Here is a 24,608-nt window from a genome sequence, read left to right as displayed (position 1 = left end):
GCCTCGCGCACCTGAAACCGAATTAAGGAACCACTGATAATGGCTATCGAGATCAAAGCCCCTACCTTCCCGGAATCGGTTGCCGACGGCACCGTTGCCACCTGGCACAAGAAGCCGGGCGAAGCCGTCAAGCGCGACGACCTGATCGTCGACATCGAGACCGACAAAGTCGTTCTGGAAGTACTGGCTACCGCTGATGGCGTGCTGGGCGCGATCGTCAAGAACGAAGGCGACACCGTTCTGTCCGACGAAGTCCTGGGTTCGATCGAAGCCGGTGGCGCTGCCGCCGCGCCTGCCGCTGCCCCGGCTGCCGCACCTGCTCAGGCCGCTGCTGCTGCCGACGCTGGCGAAGACGACCCGATCGCCGCTCCAGCCGCGCGCAAGCTGGCTGAAGAGAACGGCATCGACCTGGCTGCCGTTGCCGGCACCGGCAAAGGCGGTCGCGTGACCAAGGAAGACGTCGTGGCTGCCGTTGCTGCCAAGAAGTCCGCTCCAACTGCTGCCCCGGCTGCCAAGCCTGCCGCTGCTGCCGCCGCTCCTGTGGTCACCGCCGCTGGCGACCGCACCGAGAAGCGCGTACCGATGACCCGCCTGCGTGCCAAGGTTGCCGAGCGTCTGGTCGAAGCACAGTCGAACATGGCCATGCTGACCACCTTCAACGAAGTCGACATGACCGAAGTCATGGCCCTGCGTTCGAAGTACAAGGACCTGTTCGAGAAGACCCACAACGGCGTGCGCCTGGGCTTCATGTCGTTCTTCGTGAAAGCCGCTACCGAAGCCCTGAAGCGCTTCCCTGCGGTCAACGCCTCGATCGACGGCTCCGACATCGTCTACCACGGCTACTCGGACGTCGGCGTTGCCGTCTCCAGCGACCGTGGCCTGGTAGTGCCTGTTCTGCGCAACGCCGAGCTGATGAGCCTGGCCGAGATCGAGAACGGCATCGCTACCTTCGGCAAGAAGGCCCGTGACGGCAAGCTGTCCATCGAAGAGATGACTGGCGGTACCTTCACCATCACCAACGGCGGTACCTTCGGTTCGATGATGTCGACCCCGATCGTCAACCCGCCACAGGCTGCCATCCTGGGCATGCACAACATCATCCAGCGTCCTATGGCCATCAACGGCCAGGTCGTGATCCGTCCGATGATGTACCTGGCGCTGTCCTACGATCACCGCCTGATCGACGGTAAAGAAGCTGTGACTTTCCTGGTGACCATCAAGAACCTGCTGGAAGACCCGGCACGCCTGCTGCTGGACATCTAATACGCAGCTGCAAGCTGCAAGCGGCAAGCTTCAAGTCAGAAGCCGGTCGTCTTGCAGCTTGTAGCTTGCTGCTTGAAGCTATAAAGGAATCTTTTTATGAGCCAGAAGTTCGACGTAGTAGTAATTGGTGCAGGTCCTGGCGGCTACGTGGCTGCCATCAAGGCCGCGCAACTGGGCTTCACGACCGCGTGCATCGAGAAATACACCGATGCCGAAGGCAAGCTGGCCCTGGGCGGTACCTGCCTGAACGTTGGCTGCATTCCCTCCAAGGCGCTGCTGGACAGCTCCTGGAAGTACAAGGAAGCGAAAGAAAGCTTCAACGTCCACGGTATCTCCACCGGCGAAGTCAAGATGGACGTCGCTGCGATGGTTGGCCGCAAGGCCGGTATCGTCAAGAACCTGACTGGCGGCGTTGCCACCCTGTTCAAGGCCAACGGCGTTACTTCGATCCAGGGCCACGGCAAGCTGCTGGCCGGCAAGAAAGTCGAAGTCATCAAGGCTGACGGCACCACCGAAATCATCGAAGCCGAGAACGTGATCCTGGCTTCGGGCTCCCGTCCGATCGACATTCCGCCGGCTCCGGTCGACCAGAACGTCATCGTCGACTCCACCGGCGCCCTGGAATTCCAGGCCGTACCCAAGCGCCTGGGCGTTATCGGTGCTGGCGTGATCGGTCTGGAACTGGGTTCGGTCTGGGCTCGCCTGGGTGCCGAAGTCACCGTCCTGGAAGCCCTGGACACCTTCCTGATGGCCGCTGACAGCGCCGTCGCCAAGGAAGCCCAGAAGACCCTGACCAAGCAAGGCCTGGACATCAAGCTGGGCGCTCGCGTCACCGGCTCGCAAGTCAACGGCAACGAAGTCGAAGTCACCTACACCGACGCCAACGGCGAGCAGAAGATCACCTTCGACAAGCTGATCGTCGCGGTCGGCCGTCGTCCGGTGACCACCGACCTGCTGGCTGCCGACAGCGGCGTGACCATCGACGAGCGCGGCTTCGTGTTCGTTGACGATCACTGCGCCACCAGCGTGCCTGGCGTCTACGCCATCGGTGACGTGGTGCGCGGCATGATGCTGGCGCACAAGGCCTCGGAAGAGGGCATCATGGTCGTCGAGCGCATCAAGGGCCACAAGGCCCAGATGAACTACGACCTGATCCCGTCGGTTATCTACACCCACCCGGAAATCGCCTGGGTCGGCAAGACCGAACAAGCCTTGAAGGCAGAGGGTGTTGAGGTTAACGTGGGCACCTTCCCGTTCGCGGCCAGCGGCCGTGCGATGGCAGCCAACGACACCGGCGGTTTCGTCAAGGTCATCGCCGATGCCAAGACCGACCGCGTCCTGGGTGTACACGTGATTGGCCCAAGCGCCGCCGAACTGGTGCAGCAGGGTGCAATCGCAATGGAATTCGGCACCAGTGCCGAAGACCTGGGCATGATGGTCTTCTCCCATCCGACCCTGTCCGAAGCGCTGCATGAAGCCGCGCTGGCCGTGAATGGCGGTGCCATCCACGTAGCCAACCGTAAGAAGCGTTAATCATAAGAAAACCACGGCGGACGGCCCGTCGTGAGTCTTGCGTGCATGACTCACCGCGGAAAGTCCGCCGGACTCGAACTCCCGGAGCATACCGGGGGCAAGCGGTCACAGGTGGCGCGGCACCCCTCCCGGGCGCAGCGCCGAAGCGCAGTACCTAACGAAGACGGTAAAAAGCATGAATCTTCACGAGTATCAGGGTAAGCAGCTGTTCGCTGAATACGGCCTGCCAGTTTCCAAGGGTTTCGCAGTCGACACCCCGGAAGCAGCAGCAGAAGCCTGCGACAAGATCGGTGGTTCGGAGTGGGTCGTCAAAGCCCAGGTCCACGCCGGTGGTCGCGGTAAAGCGGGCGGCGTCAAGCTGGTTCGCAGCAAGGAAGACGCCAAGGCGTTCGCTGCACAATGGTTGGGCAAGAATCTGGTCACCTACCAGACTGACGCCAACGGTCAACCAGTCTCCAAGATCCTGGTCGAGTCCTGCACCGACATCGCCAAAGAGCTGTACCTGGGCGCTGTTGTAGATCGTTCGAGCCGCCGTATCGTGTTCATGGCGTCCACCGAAGGTGGCGTGGACATCGAGAAAGTCGCTCACGACACTCCCGAGAAGATCCTCAAGGCAACCATCGATCCGCTGGTCGGCGCTCAGCCGTTCCAGGGTCGTGAACTGGCTTTCCAGCTGGGTCTGGAAGGCAAGCAGGTTCAACAGTTCGCCAAGATCTTCGTTGGCCTGGCCAAGCTGTTCAAGGATCACGATCTGGCCCTGCTGGAAGTGAACCCGCTGGTCATCAAGGCCGACGGCGACCTGCACTGCCTCGATGCCAAGATCAACATCGACGCCAACGCCATGTACCGCCAGCCCAAGCTGAAGACCTTCCACGACCCGTCGCAGGACGACGCCCGTGAAGCCCACGCTGCCAAGTTCGAACTGAACTACGTTGCCCTCGAAGGCAACATCGGCTGCATGGTCAACGGTGCCGGCCTGGCCATGGGTACCATGGACATCGTCAACCTGCACGGCGGCAAGCCAGCCAACTTCCTCGACGTAGGTGGTGGTGCTACCAAAGAGCGCGTTACCGAAGCCTTCAAGATCATTCTGTCCGACAGCAATGTCGCGGCCGTCCTGGTCAACATCTTCGGCGGCATCGTTCGCTGCGACATGATTGCCGAAGGCATCATCGGCGCGGTGAAAGAAGTCGGCGTTAAAGTACCGGTCGTCGTTCGCCTCGAAGGCAACAACGCTGAACTGGGCGCTAAAGTACTGGCAGAAAGCGGTTTGAACATCATTGCGGCCACCAGCCTGACCGACGCTGCTCAACAAGTTGTAAAAGCTGCGGAGGGCAAGTAATGAGCGTCCTGATCAATAAAGACACCAAAGTCATCTGCCAGGGCTTCACCGGCTCGCAAGGTACTTTCCACTCCGAACAGGCCATCGCCTACGGCACCAAGATGGTCGGCGGCGTTACCCCAGGCAAGGGTGGCACCACCCACCTGGGCCTGCCGGTGTTCAACACCGTCAAGGAAGCCGTGGAAGCTACCGGCGCTGACGCTTCGGTCATCTACGTTCCGGCTCCGTTCTGCAAGGACTCGATCCTGGAAGCGGCCTTCGGCGGCATCAAGCTGATCGTCTGCATCACCGAGGGTATCCCTACCCTCGACATGCTGGATGCCAAGGTCAAATGCGACGAGCTGGGTGTTACCCTGATCGGCCCTAACTGCCCAGGCGTCATCACTCCGGGCGAGTGCAAGATCGGCATCATGCCAGGTCACATCCACTTGCCAGGCAAGGTCGGTATCGTTTCCCGTTCCGGCACCCTGACCTATGAAGCCGTGAAGCAGACCACTGACGCCGGTTTCGGTCAGTCCACCTGCGTCGGCATCGGCGGTGACCCGATTCCAGGCTCGAACTTCATCGACATCCTGAAGCTGTTCCAGGAAGACCCGAAAACCGAAGCCATCGTCATGATCGGCGAAATCGGTGGTTCGGCTGAAGAAGAAGCGGCTGCCTACATCAAGGCCAACGTGACCAAGCCAGTGGTTTCCTACATTGCCGGTGTGACTGCCCCAGCGGGCAAGCGCATGGGCCATGCTGGCGCCATCATCTCTGGCGGCAAGGGCACTGCGGACGAGAAATTCGCAGCCCTGCAGGACGCTGGTGTGAAAACCGTGCGTTCCCTGGCCGACATCGGCAAGGCCCTGGCCGAGCTGACCGGTTGGGAAGTGAAGAAGTAAGACTTCTTCGCTGAACAAGCAGAAAGAGGCCACCTTCGGGTGGCCTTTTTCGTTTTGGCTCGAATCTGCAGGACGACACAAAACCCATGTGGGAACTGGCTTGCCAGCGATAGGGCCGGCAAGGGCAATGATGTTGCCTGATCTGGCCTCATCGCTGGCAAGCCAGCTCCCACAGGGGCCGATGTGTGCTTCGAGAGTCGCGCATTCCTGATCTGACGCAACCGTTTGCGACATTCCAGTTCACTCATCGGACAAACCGCCCCAAAGCCGTGCGCCAGAGCGTCAATTTGAGTACCATGCCGGTTCATTTCGTGTCCGCCCCCCAAAAGGAGGCGCCACGCTATAAAAGTCCGCCTCAATCAGGGCGGAAAAAACATTTCCCTAACCCAAGGGGAAATCCCTCTCTAAATTCCGATTTACGCAGTGTGGTATTTCCTTAAATGAAAGTTTTGAAAGGCCAGGACATCCTGGCGCTTGGCTTTATGACGTTCGCGTTGTTCGTCGGGGCCGGCAATATCATTTTCCCGCCTATCGTTGGTTTGCAGTCCGGTCCGCACGTGTGGATGGCAGCCCTGGGCTTCCTGGTCACCGCAGTCGGCCTGCCGGTGGTCACCGTTATCGCCCTGGCCAAGGTCGGCGGCGGCATGGACGAACTGAGCAGCCCGATCGGCAAGATCGCCGGTGGCCTGCTGGCCGCGGCTGCCTACCTGGCAGTGGGCCCGCTGTTCGCCACGCCGCGTACCGCGACGGTGTCCTTCGAGGTGGGTGTGGCACCGCTGACCGGCGAAAGCCCGACCGCGCTGTTCATTTACAGCCTGCTGTACTTCGTGGTGGTACTGGCCGTGTCCATGTACCCGGGCAAGCTGCTCGACACCGTCGGCCGCTTCCTCGCGCCGCTGAAGATCATCGCCCTGTCGGTACTCGGTATCGCCGCGTTCGCCCTGCCCGCAGGGACCATCGGTGAAGCGCAGCCGGCCTATGTGGCGGCGCCGTTCTCCCAGGGCTTCATCCAGGGTTACCTGACCATGGATACCCTCGGCGCGCTGGTGTTCGGCATCGTCATCGTCAACGCGATCCGCTCCCGTGGCGTCGAGTCGCCGCGCCTGATCACCCGCTACGCAGTGATCGCCGGCCTGATCGCCGGTGTCGGCCTGACCCTGGTCTATGTCAGCCTGTTCCGCCTTGGCGCGGGCAGCCATGACATCGCCGCGAACGCGACCAATGGTGCCGTGGTCCTGCATGCCTATGTGCAGCACACCTTCGGCTCCCTGGGCAGCGGCTTCCTGGCGGTCCTGATCGCCCTGGCGTGCCTGGTCACCGCGGTCGGCCTTACCTGCGCTTGCGCCGAATACTTCAGCCGCCTGCTGCCGCTGTCGTACCGTGCCCTGGTAGTGATCCTGGCCGGCTTCTCGCTGCTGGTGTCGAACCTGGGCCTGACCAAGCTGATCATGTTCTCGATCCCGGTGCTGACCGCCATCTACCCGCCGTGCATCGTGCTGGTCGGCCTGAGCTTCTGCAAAGGCATGTGGCACTCGCAGACCCGTATCATGGCCCCGGTCATGGCGGTGTCGCTGGTCTTCGGTGTGATCGATGCGGTGAAGGGCGCTGGCCTGGAGCATTGGCTGCCGGCCTGGGCCGAGCACCTGCCGCTGAGCGAGCAGGGCCTGGCCTGGCTGGTGCCGTGCGTGGCGACCCTGGTGGTGGCCGTGGTCTGTGACCGCATGCTCGGCAAGCCGCGCGAAGTGACTGCCTGAGTAGCATCGAAGGGCGGGCGAGGCCACAAGCCATCAACGCCTGCCGACGGTGATACCCGAAGCCCCGTTTCCTACCCAGGAAGCGGGGCTTTTTCATGGATGTCCGGAAGCGCCGCGGACCCTGTGGGAGCTGGCTTGCCAGCGATTGCGATGGTGAATTCACTACCGCAATCGCTGGCAAGCCAGCTCCCACAGGGTCCGCGCCGTGTCCTTTTTGGGGGTGTGGACGTCGAACTGCCGTCACTGCCCACCGGACCCCTCCATGAGCTTCATTCTGAGCAACCTGACCAACCTGCTGGCCGCCCTGTGGTTCATCACCTGCTGGGGCGGCTACACCCGTTATGCCACCTGGAAGGGCCGCGACACCGCGTGCCTGGCCAGCGTCATGCACCTGTACCGCGAAGACTGGATGCGCCGCATGCTCTTGCGCGACAACCGCATCGCCGACGCCAGCGTGATCGGCAACCTGGAGCGCAACGCCTCGTTCTTCGCCTCCAGCACCCTGATCATCCTTGCCGGCATTCTCACCGTGCTCGGCGCCTCCGACCGCGCACTGTCGCTGCTGGCCGACCTGCCGCTGGTCCAGCAGGCGTCGCAGAGCATGTCGGAGATCAAGCTGCTGTGCCTGGCGATTGTCTTCGTCTATGCCTTCTTCACCTTCAGTTGGTGCATGCGCCAGTACAACTTCGCCGCCGTACTGGTGGGTTCGGCGCCGATGATCGGCGAGCGCCAGGTCAGCGAACAGGAACGCAAGGCCTTCGCGGCCCGGGCGGCGCGGGTGATTTCCATGGCCGCCAACCAGTTCAACTTCGGTTTGCGCTCTTACTATTTCGGCATGGCCATGCTCAGCTGGTTCATCAGCCCGTGGATGTTCATGGCGATGAGTGCCGGCGTAGTGCTGGTGTTGTACCGCCGGGAATTCCACTCGGATGTATTGGAGGTGATGGTCTATACGCCGACCGAGGCAGTTGCCCAGGACTCAGCCAAGGACGCGGCTTGAGCGTTGCCTAGTTTAAATTGAACTTTTTCGAACAATAAAAAAACCCGACCGAAGTCGGGTTTTTTTATTCCAGCAAGACTTATTGCTTGGCGGGTTCTGCCGGAGCAGCTGGAGCGGTTGGAGCCGGGGTCGCTGGAGCAGCTTCTTTGGCAGCTTCTTCAGCGGCCTTTTGTTCAGCTTCAGCGGAATCTTTGGCAGCTTCGGCGTTTTCTTTCGCGGCCTCGTTCACTTTATCCTGAGCTTCGTCCATCTTCTGCTGGGCTTGCTCGGCATGTTGTTGAGCATCCTGTGCCTTGTTTTCGCTGGCTTTATCGCAAGCGGCCAGACCCAGGGCGGCGGCGATCATGACGGCATAAGCAAAAGGTTTACGCATGGGGTGTTTCTCCTTGTGGAATAGCGGTACTTGAATCCTTTGAGTTGTGCCTCTGGATTTAAGTTCCGCGCACGATACACATATATAAGTTACGGATCCATATGGACTTTTTGTCAGTCTTGTGCGGGTCCGCACAGTGCTGGAGAAATCTTCAGGTATGAATGATTCGTCATTGCAGGAGCGCGCCGGGCGCTTTCTTTCCGCGCTGCGTCATTGCCAGGTATTGAACATGCAAGTTCATGCCGTGGACGGGGAGGGCATTGTCCTGCACATGCCGTATTCCCCCGCGATCGTCGGCAACCCGCAGACTGGAGCGGTTCACGGCGGCGCGATCACCACCTTGATGGACACCGCGCTGGGCATGGCCACGCTCTGCGCCTTGCCGGAATTCGAGGTGTGCCCGACCCTCGACCTGCGCATCGACTACATGAGCCCCGGCGTCGCCCACCAGGACCTGTTCGGCCATGCCCACTGCTATCGGGTCAGCCGCGAGGTGATCTTTATCCGTGGCACCTGCTACCAGGCCGACCCGACGCAGCCCGTCGCCCAGGTGGTCGGCACCTACATGCGCCTGGGCAAGGACATCAAGGGCGGCATCAATTTCGCCCGCAAGCTCAAGGGAGAGGCGCAATGATTCCGGCGGACATCCATCAGCAATTGCGCGAGGCGCACAGCCGTGGCGATTACTCGGCCTTGCTGCAACTGATCCCCTACGCCGGGCTGATCGGCATCGAGTGCAGCCGTGACGGCGACGACCTGCTGTTCCGCCTGCCGGCCAACCCGGACAACATCGGCAACCCCTTGCTGCCGGCGATCCACGGTGGGGTGATCGCCGGCTTCATGGAACTGTCGGCGGCCCTGTACCTGCTGATCTACAGCGAAAGCGCGAGCATCCCGAAGATCATCGATTTTTCCATCGACTACCTGCGCGCCGGCCGCTTTTGCGATACCTGGGCGCGATGCCAGCTGTGGCGCCAGGGCCGGCGGGTGACCAACGTGGCGATTACCGCCTGGCAGGGCGATATCAGCGAGCCCATCGCCACCGCCCGCGCCCATTTCAAGATCAAAGAATTGAGCGCGCCCTTGAAATAGCCCGTCACGGCCCCATCTGCTGTTCATCCCGCTGCGACTGGCGCAGCGCGTGCCCGGAAGGCCCGCTCGCCAGCGCGATCAATGACATCAGATCGGAGTTTTGAAGACCATGAGTGTGGAGACTCAAAAAGAAACCCTGGGCTTCCAGACCGAGGTAAAGCAGCTGCTGCACCTCATGATCCATTCGCTGTACTCGAACAAGGAGATCTTCCTTCGCGAACTGATCTCCAACGCCTCCGACGCCGTCGACAAGCTGCGCTTCGAAGCCCTGGCCAAGCCTGAGCTGCTCGAAGGCGGCGCCGACCTGAAGATCCGCGTCAGCTTCGACAAGGACGCCAACACCGTCACCCTCGAAGACAACGGCATCGGCATGAACCGCGATGAGGTCATTGCCCACCTTGGTACCATCGCCAAGTCCGGCACCGCCGACTTCATGAAGAACCTCACCGGCGACCAGAAGAAGGACTCGCACCTGATCGGTCAGTTCGGCGTGGGCTTCTACTCGGCGTTCATCGTCGCCGACCAGGTCGACGTGTACAGCCGCCGTGCCGGTTCGCCGGCTGCCGAAGGCGTGCACTGGTCGTCGAAAGGCGAGGGTGATTTCGAAGTCGCCACCGTCGAGAAGGCCGAGCGCGGCACCCGCATCGTCCTGCACCTGAAGAAGGGCGAGGAAGAGTTCGCCGACGGCTGGCGCCTGCGCAACATCGTCAAGAAGTACTCCGACCATATCGCCCTGCCGATCGAGCTGCCGAAAGAGGCCGAAGCGGCCGAAGGCGAAGAAAAGCCGGCTCAGGAATGGGAAACCGTCAACCGCGCCAGCGCCCTGTGGACCCGTCCGCGTACCGAGATCAAGGACGAGGAATACCAGGAGTTCTACAAGCACATCGGTCACGATTTCGAGAATCCGCTGGCCTGGAGCCACAACAAGGTCGAAGGCAAGCTGGAGTACAACTCCCTGCTGTTCGTCCCGGCCCGTGCGCCGTTCGACCTGTACCAGCGTGAAGCCCCGCGCGGCCTGAAGCTGTACGTGCAGCGCGTGTTCATCATGGACCAGGCGGAATCCTTCCTGCCGCTGTACCTGCGCTTCATCAAGGGCGTGGTCGACTCCAACGATCTGTCGCTGAACGTTTCCCGCGAGATCCTGCAGAAGGATCCGATCATCGATTCGATGAAGTCGGCGCTGACCAAGCGCGTGCTGGACATGCTCGAGAAGCTGGCGAAGAACGAACCGGAGCAGTACAAGGCGTTCTGGAAGAACTTCGGCCAGGTCCTCAAGGAAGGCCCGGCGGAAGACTTCGCCAACAAGGAGAAGATCGCCGGCCTGCTGCGCTTCGCCTCGACCCACGAAGAGGGTGGCGAACAGAACGTTTCCCTGGCCGACTACCTGGCCCGCGCCAAGGAAGGCCAGGACAAGATCTACTTCCTCACCGGCGAGTCCTACGCGCAGGTCAAGAACAGCCCGCACCTGGAAGTCTTCCGCAAGAAAGGCATCGAAGTGCTGCTGCTGACCGACCGTATCGACGAGTGGCTGATGAGCTACCTCAACGAATTCGACGGCAAGAGCTTCGTCGACGTCGCCCGCGGCGACCTCGACCTGGGCAAGCTGGACTCGGAAGAGGACAAGAAGGCCCAGGAAGAAGTCGCCAAGGACAAGGAAGGCCTGGTCGAACGCCTGAAGGCTGCGCTGGGTGACAGCGTCAGCGAAGTGCGCGTCTCGCACCGCCTGACCGACTCGCCGGCGATTCTCGCCATCGGCGAACAGGACCTCGGCCTGCAGATGCGCCAGATCCTCGAAGCCAGCGGGCAGAAGGTCCCGGATTCCAAGCCGATCTTCGAATTCAACCCGGCTCACCCACTGATCGAGAAGCTGGACCACGAGCAGAGCGAAGACCGTTTCGCCGACTTCTCGCATATCCTCTTCGACCAGGCGGCCCTGGCTGCCGGCGACAGCCTGAAAGACCCGGCCGCCTACGTGCGCCGGCTGAACAAGCTGCTGGTCGAGCTGTCAGCTTGATGTGATGCAGGAAAGCCCGCTTCGGCGGGCTTTTTTCATTCTTGCAAGGAGAAATCGATGAGCAACGTGACGATCGAATCGCTGGTTTACCACGTCGGTGGTGAAGCCTATGAAAGCCGCCTGGTCTACACCCATGGCGCCCTGCAGCAGCCGGCGCTGGTGATGGCGCCGAACTGGATGGGCATCAGCGAAGGGGCGGAGCGCATTGCCCGGGCGGTGGCCGAGAAGGGCTATGTGGTGCTGATCGCCGACCTCTACGGGCAATCGGTGCGGCCGCAGAACGCCGAGCAGGCGGGGGCGGCGATGATGCCGCTGAAGAACGACCGCGCCGAGCTGCGCAAGCGTATGCAGGCGGCAGTGGCGCAGTTGCTGGGGCAGTCGAAGGCGGTGCTGACGCCGGGCAAGCTGGCGGCGTTCGGTTTCTGCTTCGGTGGTTGCTGTGCCCTGGAACTGGCCCGTGACGGTGCGCCGTTGCAGGCGGCGGTGTCCTTCCATGGCACCCTGGACACGCCGAACCCGGCGGATGCGCAGAACATCAAGGGCTCGGTACTGGTGCTGCATGGCGCGGCGGATCCGCTGGTGCCGAAGGAGCAGTTGCCGGCGTTCGAAGCCGAGATGGATGCGGCGGGCGTGGACTGGCAGTTGCTGAGCTATGGCGGTGCGGTGCACTCGTTCACCGATCCGGGGGCGAATGTGCCGGGCAAGATGATGTATGACGCGCGGACGGCCAAGCGGGCGTTCACGGCGATGCACAATCTGCTGGAAGAAGTGTTCAAGGCTTGAGGGCCCTATCGCTGGCAAGCCAGCTCCCACAGGGATCGCGTGCACCGCTGAAACTGTGGGAGCTGGCTTGCCAGCGATGACTGACTTCAGGGCAACTCAATCCTCCCTGACTCACCCGCAACCACCGGCCAATCCCCGGCCGCCCATCGTTCCCGGGCCCGATCGATCAACCCCGGATCACTCGCCACGAAATTCCAGTTCATCCTGCGCGGTCCATCCAGCGGCGCCCCGCCGATGATCACCAGATGGCTCTCGCCCTCGGCATACAGGCTGGCTTCCTCACCCTCGCCCAGTACCACCAGCGTCTGCGGCTCCAGCAACTCGTCATCCAGCCGCACCTCCCCGGCCAGCACATACACCGCCCGTTCCCGATGCTCATCGGGCACGCACATGGTCGTGGCCGCTTCCATGAACACCTCGGCATACAACGTGGGCGAGAGCACCGGCACCGGCGACTCCAGGCAGAACCCGTTTCCTGCGATCATGCGGATCTTCACCCCCAGCGCCTCGCTCACCGGCAGGCTCGCCGCCGGGTGATGGCTGTAGTGCCCGGCACCTTGCTCGGCTTCCCTGGGTGACGCCAGCCAGATCTGCAAGCCATGCAGCTGTGATCCGGCGGCCAGCAGATCCTCCGGCGTGCGCTCGACATGGGCGATGGCGGCACCGGCGGTCATCCAGCTCACCTCGCCAGGCCGCACGCGCTGCGACGACCCCAGGCTGTCCTTGTGCAGTAATTCACCCTCGAACAGGTAGGTGAGGGTAGAGAGCCCGATATGCGGATGCTGGCGGATATCCATGCCATGCCCCGGCGCGTAGTCCGTGTGCAGCATGTGGTCGAAGAACACGAAGGGCCCGACGCTGCGGCACTTGGCCGAAGGCAGCGGGCGCAGGATCGGCTGTCCCTCCACCGATTCGGCACGGGGGCGGATTACCAGGGGCGAGGTCATGTCAGGCTCCAGCCAGGTTGAAGTCGGCCTAGCATAGCGAACCGCCGTAGCCGGCGCGCGGTCTACCTTGTCCCATGCATGACGAAGGAGGGCGGCAATGCTCTTGCGAACCTTGGGCGGCCTCGCGCTGGCCAGCTTGTTGATCACCGCGGCCCAGGCCCGGGACTACCGCTACAGCGACGCCCACCTGCACTACGTGGATTTCTTCCAGGAAACCGAGGGCATGCCCGCGCTGCTCGAGGCCATGGACAAGGCCGGGATCGACCAGGCGATGATCAGCGGCATCCCGGTCGCCAAGAAATGGCACGAGGACGAACCCAAGCGCCCGCGCTATTACGCCGGCGACGACGCCGATGCCTACTGGTACAGCGCCACCGACAGCTACGTCGCGGCGGCCGTGGAGAAACTTGCGCCGGAGCAGCGCAAGCGCTTTCATCCATTCCTCACCGGCATCAATCCGGTGGACAAGAATGCCGTCACCCATATCGAGCGCATGCTCGAGCTGCATCCGGGGTTGTGGCAGGGCATCGGCGAAGTCTTCACCCGTCACGACGACCTGACTGCCCTGACCAGCGGCGATACGCCCCGGGCCAACAACGAGGCCATGACCCGCATCTACCACCTGGCAGCCGAGCGCGACCTGCCGGTGCTGCTGCACTCCAACATCACCTCCAAGCGCGAGCGCAATCCGCTGTACCTGGCGGAGATCGAGGAGCCGCTGCGCAATCATCCGCATACCCGCTTCATCTGGGCGCACGCCGGCAGCAGCCTGGAGATTCACCGGCACCAGGAAAAAATGGATTTTCTCCTGCCCACCCTGACCCGGCTGCTGGAGGACTATCCCAACCTGTATGTCGACCTGTCCTGGAGCGTGCTGGAGCCTTATCTGCTGGATGACCAGGGCAAGCCGAGGGGCGAGTGGCTGGCGCTGGTCAAGCGCTTCCCGGAGCGCTTCATGCTGGGCTCCGATGTGGTCGGGCGCTTTGGCAGCCTGGGCGAGCAACTGCACGGTTTCGCGCCGTTCCTCGACGCCTTGCCGGAGGACATCGCGCGCAAGGTGGCGAAAGACAACTTCCTTGCCGTGCTGCCGAAAGCCCCTTGAGCGGGATTGTCATCAGCCTGTCATGCGCGAGTCATAGTCTGCCGCGATCCACAACAAAGGAAGCGCAACATGTTGACTAGCCGTTTTAGCGCCCTGCTCGGGCTGATGTGCATCGCCGGCCTGGCCCAGGCCGAGGTGCGGGTGCAGGGCCCGGTGGAATATGGCGTGTTCGAAACCAATATCAAGAACCCGCAACCGGGTGAGCGGGTCATCACCATGAACAGCCAGAATATCCAGGCCACCGACGTGGTTCCGGCCAAACTGGGCAGCAAATTCGGCATCCGCTATCGCCTCGAAGGCAAGACCGCCGATGACACCCCGCTGACCTTGCTGTACCTCACCCCGGGCATCGTCACCCCGGACGGCAAGCGTCACGACAAGTTCGAAGTGATCCAGAAACTGGTCCCGGCCGCCCCGCAGGACGTAATGGCCTACGAGTTCACCGAGCATCATGAGGCGGTGCCGGGCGAGTGGCATTTCATGGTGTTCCAGGGCGATCGTTTGCTGGCGGAGAAACGTTTCACCGTTCGTTGAACCTTTCCGAATAGATGTTGTCCCGGCAATCATAAGGCGATTTGATATCACCAAATCGTCTTACGCAAAAACTCAACGGTCCGATACCTTCTAAAGAAGTGTCCGCTGCATGACGGATGCAGCACTTTCGGAAGGAACCGTTCCATGAGTCTGAGAAGCCTGAACATTGCCCCTCGGGCCGGACTGGGCTTCGGCCTGCTGGCGCTGCTGGTGGTGACCCTGGGGCTGTTCGCGCTGGCGCAGATGTCGAGCATGCGCGAGCAGTCCGAACAGGTGGAAAGCAACTGGCTGCCCAGCGTGATCAATGTCGGCACCATGAGCCAGGACATGCTGCGCATCCGCGCCCTGACGCTGCGGCTGCTGATCGCCCGCGATGAGGCCACCCAGCAGCAGAGCGTGTCCCGCATCGAAACCCTCAAGCAAGGCCTGGCCAAGGCGCAGCAGGATTACGACGCGCTGATCGTGCTGCCTGAGGAGCGGGTTCTGTTCGATCGCTACACCGAGCTGCAGAAGCAGTACCTGACCCTTCAGGCCCAGGTGATGAGCCTGGCCACCGGCGGCCAGGTCGAGGCGGCGACGGGCCTGGTCAATGGCGAGATGAACCAGTTGGCCGATACCCTCACTGCCACCCTCAATCAACTGATCGAACTCAACAACCAGCATGCCCATATGGCCACCGACAAGGCGCAGACGGTGTATGAAGGTGCGCGTGTCTGGGTCATCGGCCTGCTGCTGGGGGCGCTGGTGCTGACGGTGATCCTGGCCCTGGTGCTGACCCGCAGCATCGTCCAGCCGCTGGCGCAGTCGCTGCAGGTGGCGGAGGTGGTGGCGACGGGCGACCTGACCCCGCAGATCAGCATCCACGGCAGCGACGAACCGGCGCGCCTGCTGGCGGCGCTGAAGCAGATGCAACAAAGCCTTCGCGACACCATCGCGCGGATCTCCGATTCGTCGAACCAACTGGCGTCCGCCTCGGAAGAGCTGAGCGCGGTCACCGAAGACGCCACCCGTGGCCTGCAGCAGCAGACCCAGGAGATCGAGCAGGCGGCCACGGCGGTCAACCAGATGACGGCGGCGGTGGAGGAGGTGGCCAGCAACGCCGTGGCGACCTCGGAGGCGTCCCGGGAGTCCGACCGTATCGCCCGCCAGGGTGCGGCCCAGGTGCAGCAGACGGTGGTGTCCATCGAGGAGCTGGCGGCGGGGGTCAGCCTCAACGTCGACGAGGTGGGGCAACTGGCGGAGCAGGTCCACGGAATTTCCAAGGTGCTCGATGTGATTGGCTCGATTGCCGAGCAGACCAACCTGCTGGCGCTCAACGCGGCGATCGAGGCGGCCCGGGCCGGGGATGCCGGGCGCGGCTTTGCCGTGGTGGCCGACGAAGTGCGGGCGCTGGCCCATCGCACCCAGCAATCGACCCGGGAAATCGAACAGATGATCGACGGCATCCAGCAGGGCACCGACCGCGCGGTGGATGGCATGCAGCAGACCCGCGAGCGGGCCCGCAATACCCTGGATGGGGCGCATGCGGCGGGGGCGGCGCTGGAAGAGATCGCTGCGGCGATCAGCCGGATCAACGAGCGCAACCTGGTGATCGCCAGTGCGTCGGAGCAGCAGGCCCAGGTGGCGCGGGAGGTGGATCGCAACCTCACCAACATCCGCGACCTGGCGCTGCAGAGCTCGGCGGGGGCGACGCAGACGGTGGAGGCGAGTCAGGCCCTGTCGCAGTTGGCGGTCGACTTGAACGGGCTGGTGCGGCGCTTCTCGGTGTAAGACTTCAGGGCCTCATCGCTGGCAAGCCAGCTCCCACGGGTTCCGCGGTGCACACAGAACCTGTGGGAGCTGGCTTGCCAGCGATGAGGCCCTCAAGGCCCACAAACAAAAACGCCCCGAACTCGGTCGGGGCGTTTTCGTTGCAAGCGGGCTGGCCCTTACTTGCCTTCCCAGCGCTTCAGCACCAGGGTGGCGTTGGTGCCGCCGAAGCCGAAGCTGTTGCTCATCACGGTGTCGATCTTGGCGTTTTCGCGGGTTTCGCGAAGTACCGGCAGGTCGGCCACTTCCGGGTCCAGCTCGTCGATGTTGGCGGAACCGGCGATGAACTTGCCTTCCATCATCAGCAGGCAGTAGATCGCTTCGTGCACGCCAGCGGCGCCCAGGGAGTGACCGGACAGGCTCTTGGTCGAGCTGATCGCTGGAGCCTTGTCGCCGAACACGTGACGCACACCCTTCATTTCCGCAACGTCGCCGACCGGGGTCGAGGTGCCGTGGGTGTTCAGGTAGTCGATCGGGGTGTCGACGGTGGACAGCGCCTGCTCCATGCAGCGGATCGCGCCTTCGCCGCTCGGGGCAACCATGTCGTAGCCGTCGGAAGTGGCGCCGTAGCCGACGATTTCCGCGTAGATCTTGGCGCCACGGGCCAGGGCGTGTTCCAGCTCCTCGACCACCACCATGCCGCCACCACCGGCGATGACGAAGCCATCACGGTCGGCGTCGTAGGCGCGGGAGGCTTTGCTTGGGTCTTCGTTGCGCTTGGTCGACAGGGCGCCCATGGCATCGAACAGGAACGACTGGCTCCAGTGCTCTTCTTCACCACCACCGGCGAAGACGATGTCCTGCTTGCCCCACTGGATCTGCTCCATGGCGGTGCCGATGCAGTGCGCGGAAGTGGCGCAGGCCGAGGAGATCGAGTAGTTGATGCCCTTGATCTTGAACGGGGTGGCCAGGCACGCGGAAACGGTGCTGCCCATGGTGCGGGTCACGCGGTACGGGCCGACGCGCTTGACGCCTTTCTCGCGCAGGGTGTCCAGCGCTTCCATCTGGTTCAGGGTCGAAGCGCCGCCGGAGCCAGCCACCAGGCCGGTACGCGGGTTGGAGATCTGCTCTTCGGTCAGGCCGGAATCCTTGATCGCGTCCTGCATCGCCAGGTAGGCGTAGGCCGCGGCGTGGCCGACGAAGCGGTAGACCTTGCGGTCGATCAGCTCTTCGAGGTTCAGGTCGATGGAGCCGGAAACCTGGCTGCGCAGCCCCATTTCCTTGTATTCCGGGTTGAAACGGATGCCCGGACGGCTTTTACGCAGGTTTTCGGAGACGGTCTCTTTGTCATTGCCCAGGCAGGAAACGATGCCCAGACCGGTGATTACGACGCGGCGCATGCGAATAACCCTTAGAAATTTTCAGTGGAGGTGAAGACACCGACGCGAAGACCTTCGGCGGTGTAGATCTCGCGACCGTCGACGCTGACCGAACCATCGGCGATGGCCATGTTCAGCTTGCCCTTCAGGACGCGCTTGATATGAATGTTGTAGGTGACTTTCTTCGCCTGTGGCAGCACCTGACCGAAGAATTTCACTTCGCCCGAACCCAGGGCGCGGCCGCGGCCCGGCAGGCCCTGCCAGCCGAGGAAGAAGCCGACCAGCTGCCACATGGCGTCGAGGCCCAGGCAGCCCGGCATCACCGGATCGCCTTCGAAGTGGCAGGCGAAGAACCACAGGTCCGGGGTGATATCCAGCTCGGCGACCAACTCACCTTTACCGTACTTGCCGCCTTCCTCGCTGATGTGGGTGATGCGATCCACCATCAGCATGTTCGGTGCGGGCAGTTGCGCGTTACCTGGGCCGAACAGCTCACCGCGACTGCAGCGCAGCAGGTCTTCCCGGGTAAAGGCGTTTTGTTTGGTCATGCGAGCTCCTCAATAATCCTCGTGCGGCAGGGATCGTTCTTCCCGATTCCATCCCAAAGCCCTTGGCCTTGGGCGGCAGCCTACTCATAGACTATTGCGTTGTAGTGAAAGTCACAGCACAGAGGACGAAGATGTACACTTGTGCACTGAAATTTTTCCGACAGACCTTTCTTATAGATCGGTTCGGCGTGTAAGACTGCCGCAATTTTGCATTATTCGCCAGTCGCGCTTGTCTCGGCGGGCAGCCAGCGTCGCAGAATCTGCTCCAGATCATTACGTTTGAACGGCTTGGCCATGTAATCGTTCATCCCCGCTTCGAGGCAGCGCTCGCGGTCGCCCTGCAGGGCGTTGGCGGTCAGGGCGATGATCGGCAGGTCGCGGGCCTGGGGCAACTGGCGAATGCGCCGGGTGGCCTCGTAGCCGTCGACGATCGGCAGGCGGCAGTCCATCAATACGGCGGCGAAGCGCTGCCGGGCCACCAGGCTGATGGCCTGGGCACCATCGGCGGCGATTGCCACCTCGAAGCCCAGGCTGCGCAGCATGGCCTGGACCACGGCCTGGTTGACCGGGTTGTCTTCCACCAGCAACACCGATTGCCCCTTGGCTTCGCTGGCGGCGACGGCGCTGTCCGGCAATGCCGGCTGGAATGCGCGCTGGCGCAGGGTCAGGGGCATTTCCAGGGTGAATACCGAACCTTTGCCGACATGGCTTTCCGCGCGCAGGCTGCCGCCCATGCGTTCGGCCAGGTTGCGCGCGATGGACAGGCCCAGGCCGGTGCCGCCATAGCGCCGGGAGATCGAGCTGTCGGCCTGCTGGAAGGCCACGAACATGGTTTCCAGGCGCGCGTTGTCGATACCGATGCCGGTGTCGTGCACCGCGCAGGTGAACCAGATGAGCTGGCGATCCAGTACCTGCCAGCGCGGCAGCACGCGCACGCTGCCCTGTTCGGTGAACTTCAGGGCGTTGCCGATCAGGTTGACCAGCACCTGGCGGATCCGCGTCGGGTCGCCGCAGACCTGCAACTGCTCCAGGCCCTCGGGCATTTCCAGCTCCAGGGCCAGGTGGTGCTGCTGGGCGGTATGCACGAAGGACGACACGCAACTGCCGATCAGGTCGGCCAGGTTGAAGTCGATCTGCTCCAGTTGCAGGGCGGCGGTGCGTTCGATCCGCGAGAAATCGAGGATGTCGTTGATCACCTTGAGCAGGTGCCCGGTGGACTCGCTGGCGACCACCGTGTACTCGTGCTGTTCGTCGCTAAGCTCGGTGGTCTGCAGCAGTTGCAGCATGCCCAGCACGCCGTTCATCGGTGTACGCAACTCGTGGCTCATCATCGCCAGGAACTCCGACTTGGCCTTGTTCGCCTGCTCGGCCTCCTCGCGGGCCTGGGTCATCTGGTCCATGGCCTGCTGCTGTTCGTCGGAGGCCTTGGCCAGGCCGCTGGCGAGGTTGTTGATATGCCGCGCCAGATGGCCCAGCTCGCTGTCGTCGACCACCGGCAGCGGGGTGTGGAAATCGCCTTTCTGGATCGCCTTCACCGCATGCCCCATGTCGGCGATCGGTGTCGCCAGGCTGCGTGCCAGGCGCCGGGCCAGGAGGAAGGTGAAGACCAGGGCGAACAGGGCGAGGATCGCCGCCTTGATCACGATCTCCTGCTGGCGCTGGCTGAAGGCGTCATCGGACATGCCGACGATCACCCGGCCCAGGTAGTCGTCGGCGATGATGCTGGCCGGCTGCTCGCCGTTGTGCAGGAAATCGCCGTCGAGGCTGATCCGTTGCAGGCGGATCGGTGCCTGGAACACCTCGACCTCCTGGGCGCGGTTGACGTGTTCGTCCGGTTGCTCGACGTAGACCAGGATGTGGTTGGCGTTGTCCTGCACTTCGAGGAAGCGCACATGGGGAATGGTCAAGGTCGCGCGCATCAGCCCTTCGAGCACCTCGTCGTTGCCGGAGATCACCCCGTATTCCGAGGCCGGGGCGAGCTGGTTGGCGATCAGCTGGCCGGTGTGGTTCAGCTCCTGGCGCAGGTCCTGGATGCGTACGAAGGTGAAGAAGCCGATCAGCAGCAGGGTCAGCACCAGCGCCGGGCCGAGGCTGATGATCTGCGTGCGGGTACTGATATCCCAGCTTTTCATCGGGAGGATTCTCCTGCGGACAGGGCCTGCTCGGCGGCATCGGGGTCGATCGCCTCGATGCCCAGGGCGCGGGCCACCTGCTGGTTGCCGGCCACGCTGAAATAGTGCGGATAGTGACTGCGCGGCCACTTTTCCGGGGGCTGGTCGAGCAGCCGGTCGAGCTCTGCCAGCCAGGCATTCTGGTCGCTGAAGGTGCTGGCCAGGGCGCCGGCGCGGACAAAGCCGGCATTCGGGCCGACCAGGGCCATCTGCCGCGAATAGGCGCTGAGCAGGACGTTCTTCGCGGTCTTGGGGTTGTACAGCGACGGGTCGTCGAGGCCGAGCAGGACGTCGGTGTCCTTGAGCAGGTTCTGCAGCGGCCGGTTGTCGCGCAGGTCGGGCCAGGGCTGGGCGTCGATCTGCATGCCCAGCGGGCGCGCGGCATGGCGCAGTTCATCGAGGAGGAAGCGGCTTTGTTCGCTGTAGAGCACGCCGACCCGGTGTGCTTGCGGCAGCAGGTAGCGGATCAGGTGCAGTTGCCGGGCCAGCGGTGGATCGCTCCAGAGCAGGCTGAGGTAGGCCGGGCGCAGGTCGCCGAGGCGCTGTTGGGCTTGCACCCGGCTGATGCGCAGCACCAGCGCGGGCGGGCCGGCCGGTTCGCGCAGGCGCCAGTCGAGGGCTTCGGGGTCGAGCAGGATCAACCGGGTGTCGCTGCGCAGCCGCGCCGGCTCCGGCAACTCGGCCAAGGGCACGAAGCGTACCGTGTCGGCTGGCCGGCGGGCTTTCAGGGCATCGACGAAATCCCTGACGCCGCTGCTGTCCTGGGCGCCGGTCAGCAGGATCTCGCCGCCGGCCAGCGACACCAGTGGCCAGAGCAGGGCCAGCAGCAGGCAGCGCCGCCAGAAGCGCATCAGAATTCCAGCTCCGCGCTGAAGTACAGCAGGTGGCGGCTGTCGTAGCGGTTGTCGATATTGGCGGTGGGCTGGTCGTCCAGGCGCTGCTGCAAGGTACCGGCGAGTTCCAGGCTGGCCCGGGGCAGGGCGATGCGCTTGGCTACCCGCAGGTCGACCCGTTCGAAGCGGTACTGGTTCAGGGCGTCGTCTCCGTAATAGAAGAGGGCGCTGGACCAGCCCCGGCCCCAGTCGCGCATCCACCCGGCGGAACCGCTGTTGCGTGCGCTGAGGCGCTGGTCGGCGGGGTTGCTGGCCTCGGCGTCGACGTATGCGTAGGTCAGGCGCAGGCGGTCGGCGCCGCTGACCCGCCAGTCGAGCTGGGTCTCGGTGCCGGTGAAGCGCGCCTCGTTGCTGTTGCTGGCGATGTACTGGTTGTTGCGCAGCGGCTCGCTGATCATCCCGGTGATGCGGTCGTGGAACAGCTTGATATCGACGCTCAGGTCGAGGTCGGCGAAGTAGCCGTTGTAGCCCAGCTCACGGGAGCGCATCAGCTCCTGGTCGAGGTTGCCCGGGCCGCGGGTCTTGACGAAGTATTCGGCGGTGTTCTGCCCGAAGGCCGGCGGGTTCAGGCCGCTGACCCGGTAACTCCAGTTGACGTTGTTCTCGAACATGTCCGGCGAGCGCACCGCTTCGGAGTACACCGCGCGCAGGCCGTGGCGCGGGGTGATCAGGTAGTTCACCGCGACCCGCGGGGTCAGCGAATCGCCGGCCAGTTGCGAGTTTTCATACATCGCCCCGCCCTGGACGATCCAGTGCTCGTCGACCCGCCACTCCAACTGGCCGAACAGGCGCCAGGTCTGGTCGTCGAGGCTGCCGTTGAAGTAGGTCTCGGAATCGGCGCGGTCGTAGCGGTAGTTGACCCCGCTGACCAGGCGCAGGTTGTCGGCCAGGCTCAGGGTGTCCTGGATTTCCAGGTCGTAGCGGGTTTCCCGGGTGCTCTGGTCGACGTTGCCGCAGACCACATTGGCCCCGCCGCTGCTCCACTGTTGCTTGACCTGCGCGGCAAGGCCTTGCTCGACGGCGTTGCCGGTCGGAATCGGCGCCGTGATATTGCGGGCCAGTTGCTCGGCATAGTTGGGGTTCAACTGCCACAGGCGGGTCAGCTCGGGGCTGAAGGAGATCGCCGCATCGCAGGCGCGCCAGACCTGCTGGCGGTCCCAATGCTGTGCCGAGCCCTGCACGTACAGGCTGTGGCTCGGGTCGAAGTCGATGTTCCAGCGCACCGAACCGGCGTAGTCCTTGGCGTTGACATCGGAGTTGTCGCCGCCATCGTTGACCCCGTAGAACACCGGCTTGTAGGTGTAGGGCCGCTGATCGCTGCCTTCCTTGGCCGACAGTTGCCAGTCGAGGCTCTGGTTCAGGTCGAGGGTGTGGCTGGCGCTGATGTTGAAGCGGGTCAGGCGCCGGCTGTCGCGGTAGTCGCCGCCCGCGGCGTTATGGTCGAAGCCGTCGTCCTGCATCCCCGACAAGGACAGGCGCAGGTCGCCGCCGTCCCAGCCCAGGCCCTGGCTGGCGTAGAAATCGTCGATGCCGCGCTGGCCGCGGGTCACCTTGAGCCGCGTGCCGTGGCTGTCCGCCGGGCTGCGGGTGAGGATATTGACCACCGCCATCAGCGCATTGGCGCCATAGCTGACGGTATTCGGCCCGCGGAACACCTCGATGCGCTCGATATCCTCCATGGCCAGGGGAATATCGCTCCAGTCCACGGTGGCCAGGCCCGCGCGGTACACCGAGCGGCCATCGATCAGCACCTGCATGCGCCGGGCGTCGTTGACGTTGCTGCCGTGGTAGTTGACGGTCGGCTGGTTGCCGGCGCCGTAGCCGATCATCATCCCCGGCACCAGGCGCAGCAGCTCGGGGATATCCCGGGCGCCGCTGGCCTTGATCAGCTCGGCGTCGAGCACGGTCATGCTGCCGGGCACGGCAGCCGGGGATTGTTTCAGGCGGGTGGCGGTCAACACCTGGGGCAGGGCCTGGCTGTCGACGAACAGATCGTCGGCGACGGCCGGCCCGCCGACCAGGGCGGCCAGGAGCAATAAAGGGTGCGAAGGGCGTGGGCCAGGGAACACAGGACGGCCTTGATCGGTCAACGAAACGGGCATGTTAACCGAGTAGCCGGCATTTTCCAGTGATCTGGCGCTGGTGGTGACACGGGCGCTCCGTATAATGCCGGCTTCGCCACTTACTTAATGGCTCTGACGGATTGGATATGACTGAACAGCAACCTGTTGCGGTTCTGGGGGGCGGCAGTTTCGGCACCGCCGTGGCCAACCTGCTGGCGGAAAACGGTGTCGCGGTACGCCAATGGATGCGCGACCCGGCCCAGGCCGAGGCCATGCGCACGACCCGGGAAAACCCGCGTTATCTCAAGGGCATCAAGGTCCACCCTGATGTCGACCCGGTCAGCGACCTGCTGCCGGTGCTCGAAGGCAGCGCGCTGATCTTCGTCGCCCTGCCGTCCAGCGCCCTGCGCAGCGTGCTGGCGCCCCATGCTGCCTTGCTCGAAGGCAAGATGCTGGTCAGCCTGACCAAGGGCATCGAGGCGCAGACCTTCAAGCTGATGAGCCAGATCCTCGAGGACATCGCACCCAAGGCGCGCATCGGCGTGCTCTCCGGGCCGAACCTGGCGCGGGAAATCGCCGAGCATGCGCTGACCGCCACCGTGGTCGCCAGCGAGGACGAGGAACTCTGCCAGCGGGTCCAGGCCGTGCTGCACGGGCGCACCTTCCGCGTCTACGCCAGTGCCGACCGCTTCGGTGTCGAGCTGGGCGGGGCGCTGAAGAACGTCTACGCGATCATCGCCGGCATGGCCGTGGCCCTGGAGATGGGCGAGAACACCAAGAGCATGCTGATCACCCGGGCCCTGGCCGAGATGACCCGCTTCGCCGTGAGTCAGGGCGCCAACCCCATGACCTTCCTGGGCCTGGCCGGGGTCGGCGACCTGATCGTTACCTGTTCTTCGCCCAAGAGCCGCAACTACCAGGTCGGCTACGCGCTGGGCCAGGGCCTGAGCCTGGACGAGGCGGTCAATCGCCTCGGCGAGGTGGCCGAAGGGGTCAACACCCTCAAGGTGCTCAAGGCCAAGGCCCAGCAGGCGCAGGTGTACATGCCGCTGGTGGCCGGATTGCACGCGATCCTGTTCGAGGGCCGGACCCTGGCCCAGGTCATCGAGCTGCTGATGCGCGGCGAGCCGAAGACCGACGTCGATTTCATTTCCACCAGCGGTTTCAACTGAGTCACAGGAGCA

Annotated in this window: 21 protein-coding genes; 14 read left to right on the top strand and 7 right to left on the bottom strand. The window is 63.5% G+C overall.

All coding sequences use genetic code 11. From position 1 onward, the window contains the following. Nucleotides 1-39: 39 nt before the first annotated feature. The 6 genes from odhB to PSEMO_RS07595 all read left to right on the top strand — a co-directional run bounded on the left by odhB (nt 40) and on the right by PSEMO_RS07595 (nt 7,776). Complete coding sequence (gene odhB / locus PSEMO_RS07620) at nt 40-1,263, top strand: 2-oxoglutarate dehydrogenase complex dihydrolipoyllysine-residue succinyltransferase (protein WP_075802507.1); 1,224 nt, start codon at nt 40-42, stop codon at nt 1,261-1,263. A 96-nt stretch (nt 1,264-1,359) separates the two neighbouring features. Further along, on the top strand, nt 1,360-2,796 hold the full coding sequence (lpdA, locus tag PSEMO_RS07615) for a dihydrolipoyl dehydrogenase (RefSeq protein ID WP_075802506.1): 1,437 nt from the start codon (nt 1,360-1,362) through the stop codon (nt 2,794-2,796). A 175-nt stretch (nt 2,797-2,971) separates the two neighbouring features. Further along, nucleotides 2,972-4,138 carry an ADP-forming succinate--CoA ligase subunit beta gene (gene sucC / locus PSEMO_RS07610; RefSeq protein ID WP_023629628.1) on the top strand — a complete coding sequence of 389 codons (1,167 nt, stop codon included), beginning with the start codon at nt 2,972-2,974 and terminating at the stop codon, nt 4,136-4,138. After that, nucleotides 4,138-5,022, top strand: coding sequence for a succinate--CoA ligase subunit alpha (gene sucD, locus PSEMO_RS07605; protein ID WP_004376004.1), 885 nt, complete (start codon nt 4,138-4,140; stop codon nt 5,020-5,022). The genes sucC and sucD overlap by 1 nt, the downstream gene beginning before the upstream one ends. A gap of 440 nt (nt 5,023-5,462) precedes the next feature. After that, nucleotides 5,463-6,776, top strand: a complete 1,314-nt coding sequence (gene brnQ / locus PSEMO_RS07600; RefSeq protein WP_075802505.1) for a branched-chain amino acid transport system II carrier protein — start codon at nt 5,463-5,465, stop codon at nt 6,774-6,776. A 262-nt stretch (nt 6,777-7,038) separates the two neighbouring features. After that, complete coding sequence (locus PSEMO_RS07595) at nt 7,039-7,776, top strand: DUF599 domain-containing protein (RefSeq protein WP_075802504.1); 738 nt, start codon at nt 7,039-7,041, stop codon at nt 7,774-7,776. 79 nt (nt 7,777-7,855) lie between these two features. On the opposite strand, the gene PSEMO_RS07590 is transcribed toward PSEMO_RS07595, so the two are convergent. After that, a complete protein-coding gene (locus tag PSEMO_RS07590; RefSeq protein ID WP_075802503.1) occupies nt 7,856-8,149 on the bottom strand; it encodes a hypothetical protein in 294 nt (97 codons plus the stop codon). 157 nt (nt 8,150-8,306) lie between these two features. Here PSEMO_RS07590 and PSEMO_RS07585 point away from each other — a divergent pair, with 157 nt between their 5' ends. From PSEMO_RS07585 to PSEMO_RS07570, 4 genes are all read left to right on the top strand, one after another. Further along, nucleotides 8,307-8,783, top strand: coding sequence for a PaaI family thioesterase (locus PSEMO_RS07585; RefSeq protein WP_075802502.1), 477 nt, complete (start codon nt 8,307-8,309; stop codon nt 8,781-8,783). Then, nucleotides 8,780-9,241, top strand: coding sequence for a PaaI family thioesterase (locus PSEMO_RS07580; protein ID WP_075802501.1), 462 nt, complete (start codon nt 8,780-8,782; stop codon nt 9,239-9,241). The genes PSEMO_RS07585 and PSEMO_RS07580 overlap by 4 nt, the downstream gene beginning before the upstream one ends. Nucleotides 9,242-9,350: 109 nt before the next feature. Next, nucleotides 9,351-11,255, top strand: a complete 1,905-nt coding sequence (gene htpG / locus PSEMO_RS07575) for a molecular chaperone HtpG (RefSeq protein ID WP_075802500.1) — start codon at nt 9,351-9,353, stop codon at nt 11,253-11,255. Nucleotides 11,256-11,312: 57 nt separating this feature from the next. Beyond that, on the top strand, nt 11,313-12,038 hold the full coding sequence (locus PSEMO_RS07570; protein WP_075802499.1) for a dienelactone hydrolase family protein: 726 nt from the start codon (nt 11,313-11,315) through the stop codon (nt 12,036-12,038). 86 nt (nt 12,039-12,124) lie between these two features. On the opposite strand, the gene PSEMO_RS07565 is transcribed toward PSEMO_RS07570, so the two are convergent. After that, entirely contained in the window at nt 12,125-12,985 is an 861-nt protein-coding gene (locus PSEMO_RS07565; protein WP_075802498.1) for a pirin family protein, read from the bottom strand. Nucleotides 12,986-13,082: 97 nt separating this feature from the next. Between PSEMO_RS07565 and PSEMO_RS07560 the strand changes: the two genes are divergently transcribed. The 3 genes from PSEMO_RS07560 to PSEMO_RS07550 all read left to right on the top strand — a co-directional run bounded on the left by PSEMO_RS07560 (nt 13,083) and on the right by PSEMO_RS07550 (nt 16,391). Further along, a complete protein-coding gene (locus PSEMO_RS07560) occupies nt 13,083-14,087 on the top strand; it encodes an amidohydrolase family protein (protein WP_075802497.1) in 1,005 nt (334 codons plus the stop codon). A 69-nt stretch (nt 14,088-14,156) separates the two neighbouring features. After that, the gene (locus PSEMO_RS07555) at nt 14,157-14,621 is read left to right on the top strand and encodes a DUF3859 domain-containing protein (protein ID WP_075802496.1); all 465 of its coding nucleotides are present in this window, start codon (nt 14,157-14,159) and stop codon (nt 14,619-14,621) included. Nucleotides 14,622-14,765: 144 nt separating this feature from the next. Next, the gene (locus PSEMO_RS07550) at nt 14,766-16,391 is read left to right on the top strand and encodes a methyl-accepting chemotaxis protein (RefSeq protein WP_075802495.1); all 1,626 of its coding nucleotides are present in this window, start codon (nt 14,766-14,768) and stop codon (nt 16,389-16,391) included. 158 nt (nt 16,392-16,549) lie between these two features. Here PSEMO_RS07550 and fabB read toward each other — a convergent pair whose 3' ends face one another. The 5 genes from fabB to PSEMO_RS07525 form a co-directional block, all read right to left on the bottom strand. Then, nucleotides 16,550-17,770, bottom strand: coding sequence for a beta-ketoacyl-ACP synthase I (gene fabB, locus PSEMO_RS07545; RefSeq protein ID WP_075802494.1), 1,221 nt, complete (start codon nt 17,768-17,770; stop codon nt 16,550-16,552). Between the two features lie 11 nt (nt 17,771-17,781). Then, the gene (fabA, locus tag PSEMO_RS07540; RefSeq protein WP_075802493.1) at nt 17,782-18,297 is read right to left on the bottom strand and encodes a 3-hydroxyacyl-[acyl-carrier-protein] dehydratase FabA; all 516 of its coding nucleotides are present in this window, start codon (nt 18,295-18,297) and stop codon (nt 17,782-17,784) included. A gap of 212 nt (nt 18,298-18,509) precedes the next feature. Beyond that, nucleotides 18,510-20,429 carry a response regulator gene (locus tag PSEMO_RS07535; RefSeq protein WP_075802492.1) on the bottom strand — a complete coding sequence of 640 codons (1,920 nt, stop codon included), beginning with the start codon at nt 20,427-20,429 and terminating at the stop codon, nt 18,510-18,512. Next, nucleotides 20,426-21,319: an ABC transporter substrate-binding protein gene (locus PSEMO_RS07530; RefSeq protein ID WP_075802491.1), complete on the bottom strand. Its 894-nt coding sequence runs from the start codon at nt 21,317-21,319 to the stop codon at nt 20,426-20,428. The genes PSEMO_RS07535 and PSEMO_RS07530 overlap by 4 nt, the downstream gene beginning before the upstream one ends. After that, nucleotides 21,319-23,463: a TonB-dependent receptor plug domain-containing protein gene (locus PSEMO_RS07525; RefSeq protein ID WP_178391974.1), complete on the bottom strand. Its 2,145-nt coding sequence runs from the start codon at nt 23,461-23,463 to the stop codon at nt 21,319-21,321. The genes PSEMO_RS07530 and PSEMO_RS07525 overlap by 1 nt, the downstream gene beginning before the upstream one ends. A gap of 107 nt (nt 23,464-23,570) precedes the next feature. Here PSEMO_RS07525 and PSEMO_RS07520 point away from each other — a divergent pair, with 107 nt between their 5' ends. Continuing rightward, nucleotides 23,571-24,596 carry an NAD(P)H-dependent glycerol-3-phosphate dehydrogenase gene (locus tag PSEMO_RS07520; RefSeq protein ID WP_075802490.1) on the top strand — a complete coding sequence of 342 codons (1,026 nt, stop codon included), beginning with the start codon at nt 23,571-23,573 and terminating at the stop codon, nt 24,594-24,596. The last annotated feature ends 12 nt before the right edge of the window (nt 24,597-24,608 follow it).

The organism is Pseudomonas putida (genome assembly GCF_001941965.1).
Lineage (GTDB): Bacteria > Pseudomonadota > Gammaproteobacteria > Pseudomonadales > Pseudomonadaceae > Aquipseudomonas > Aquipseudomonas putida_L.
This window is presented reverse-complemented; position numbering and strand designations above follow the sequence as displayed.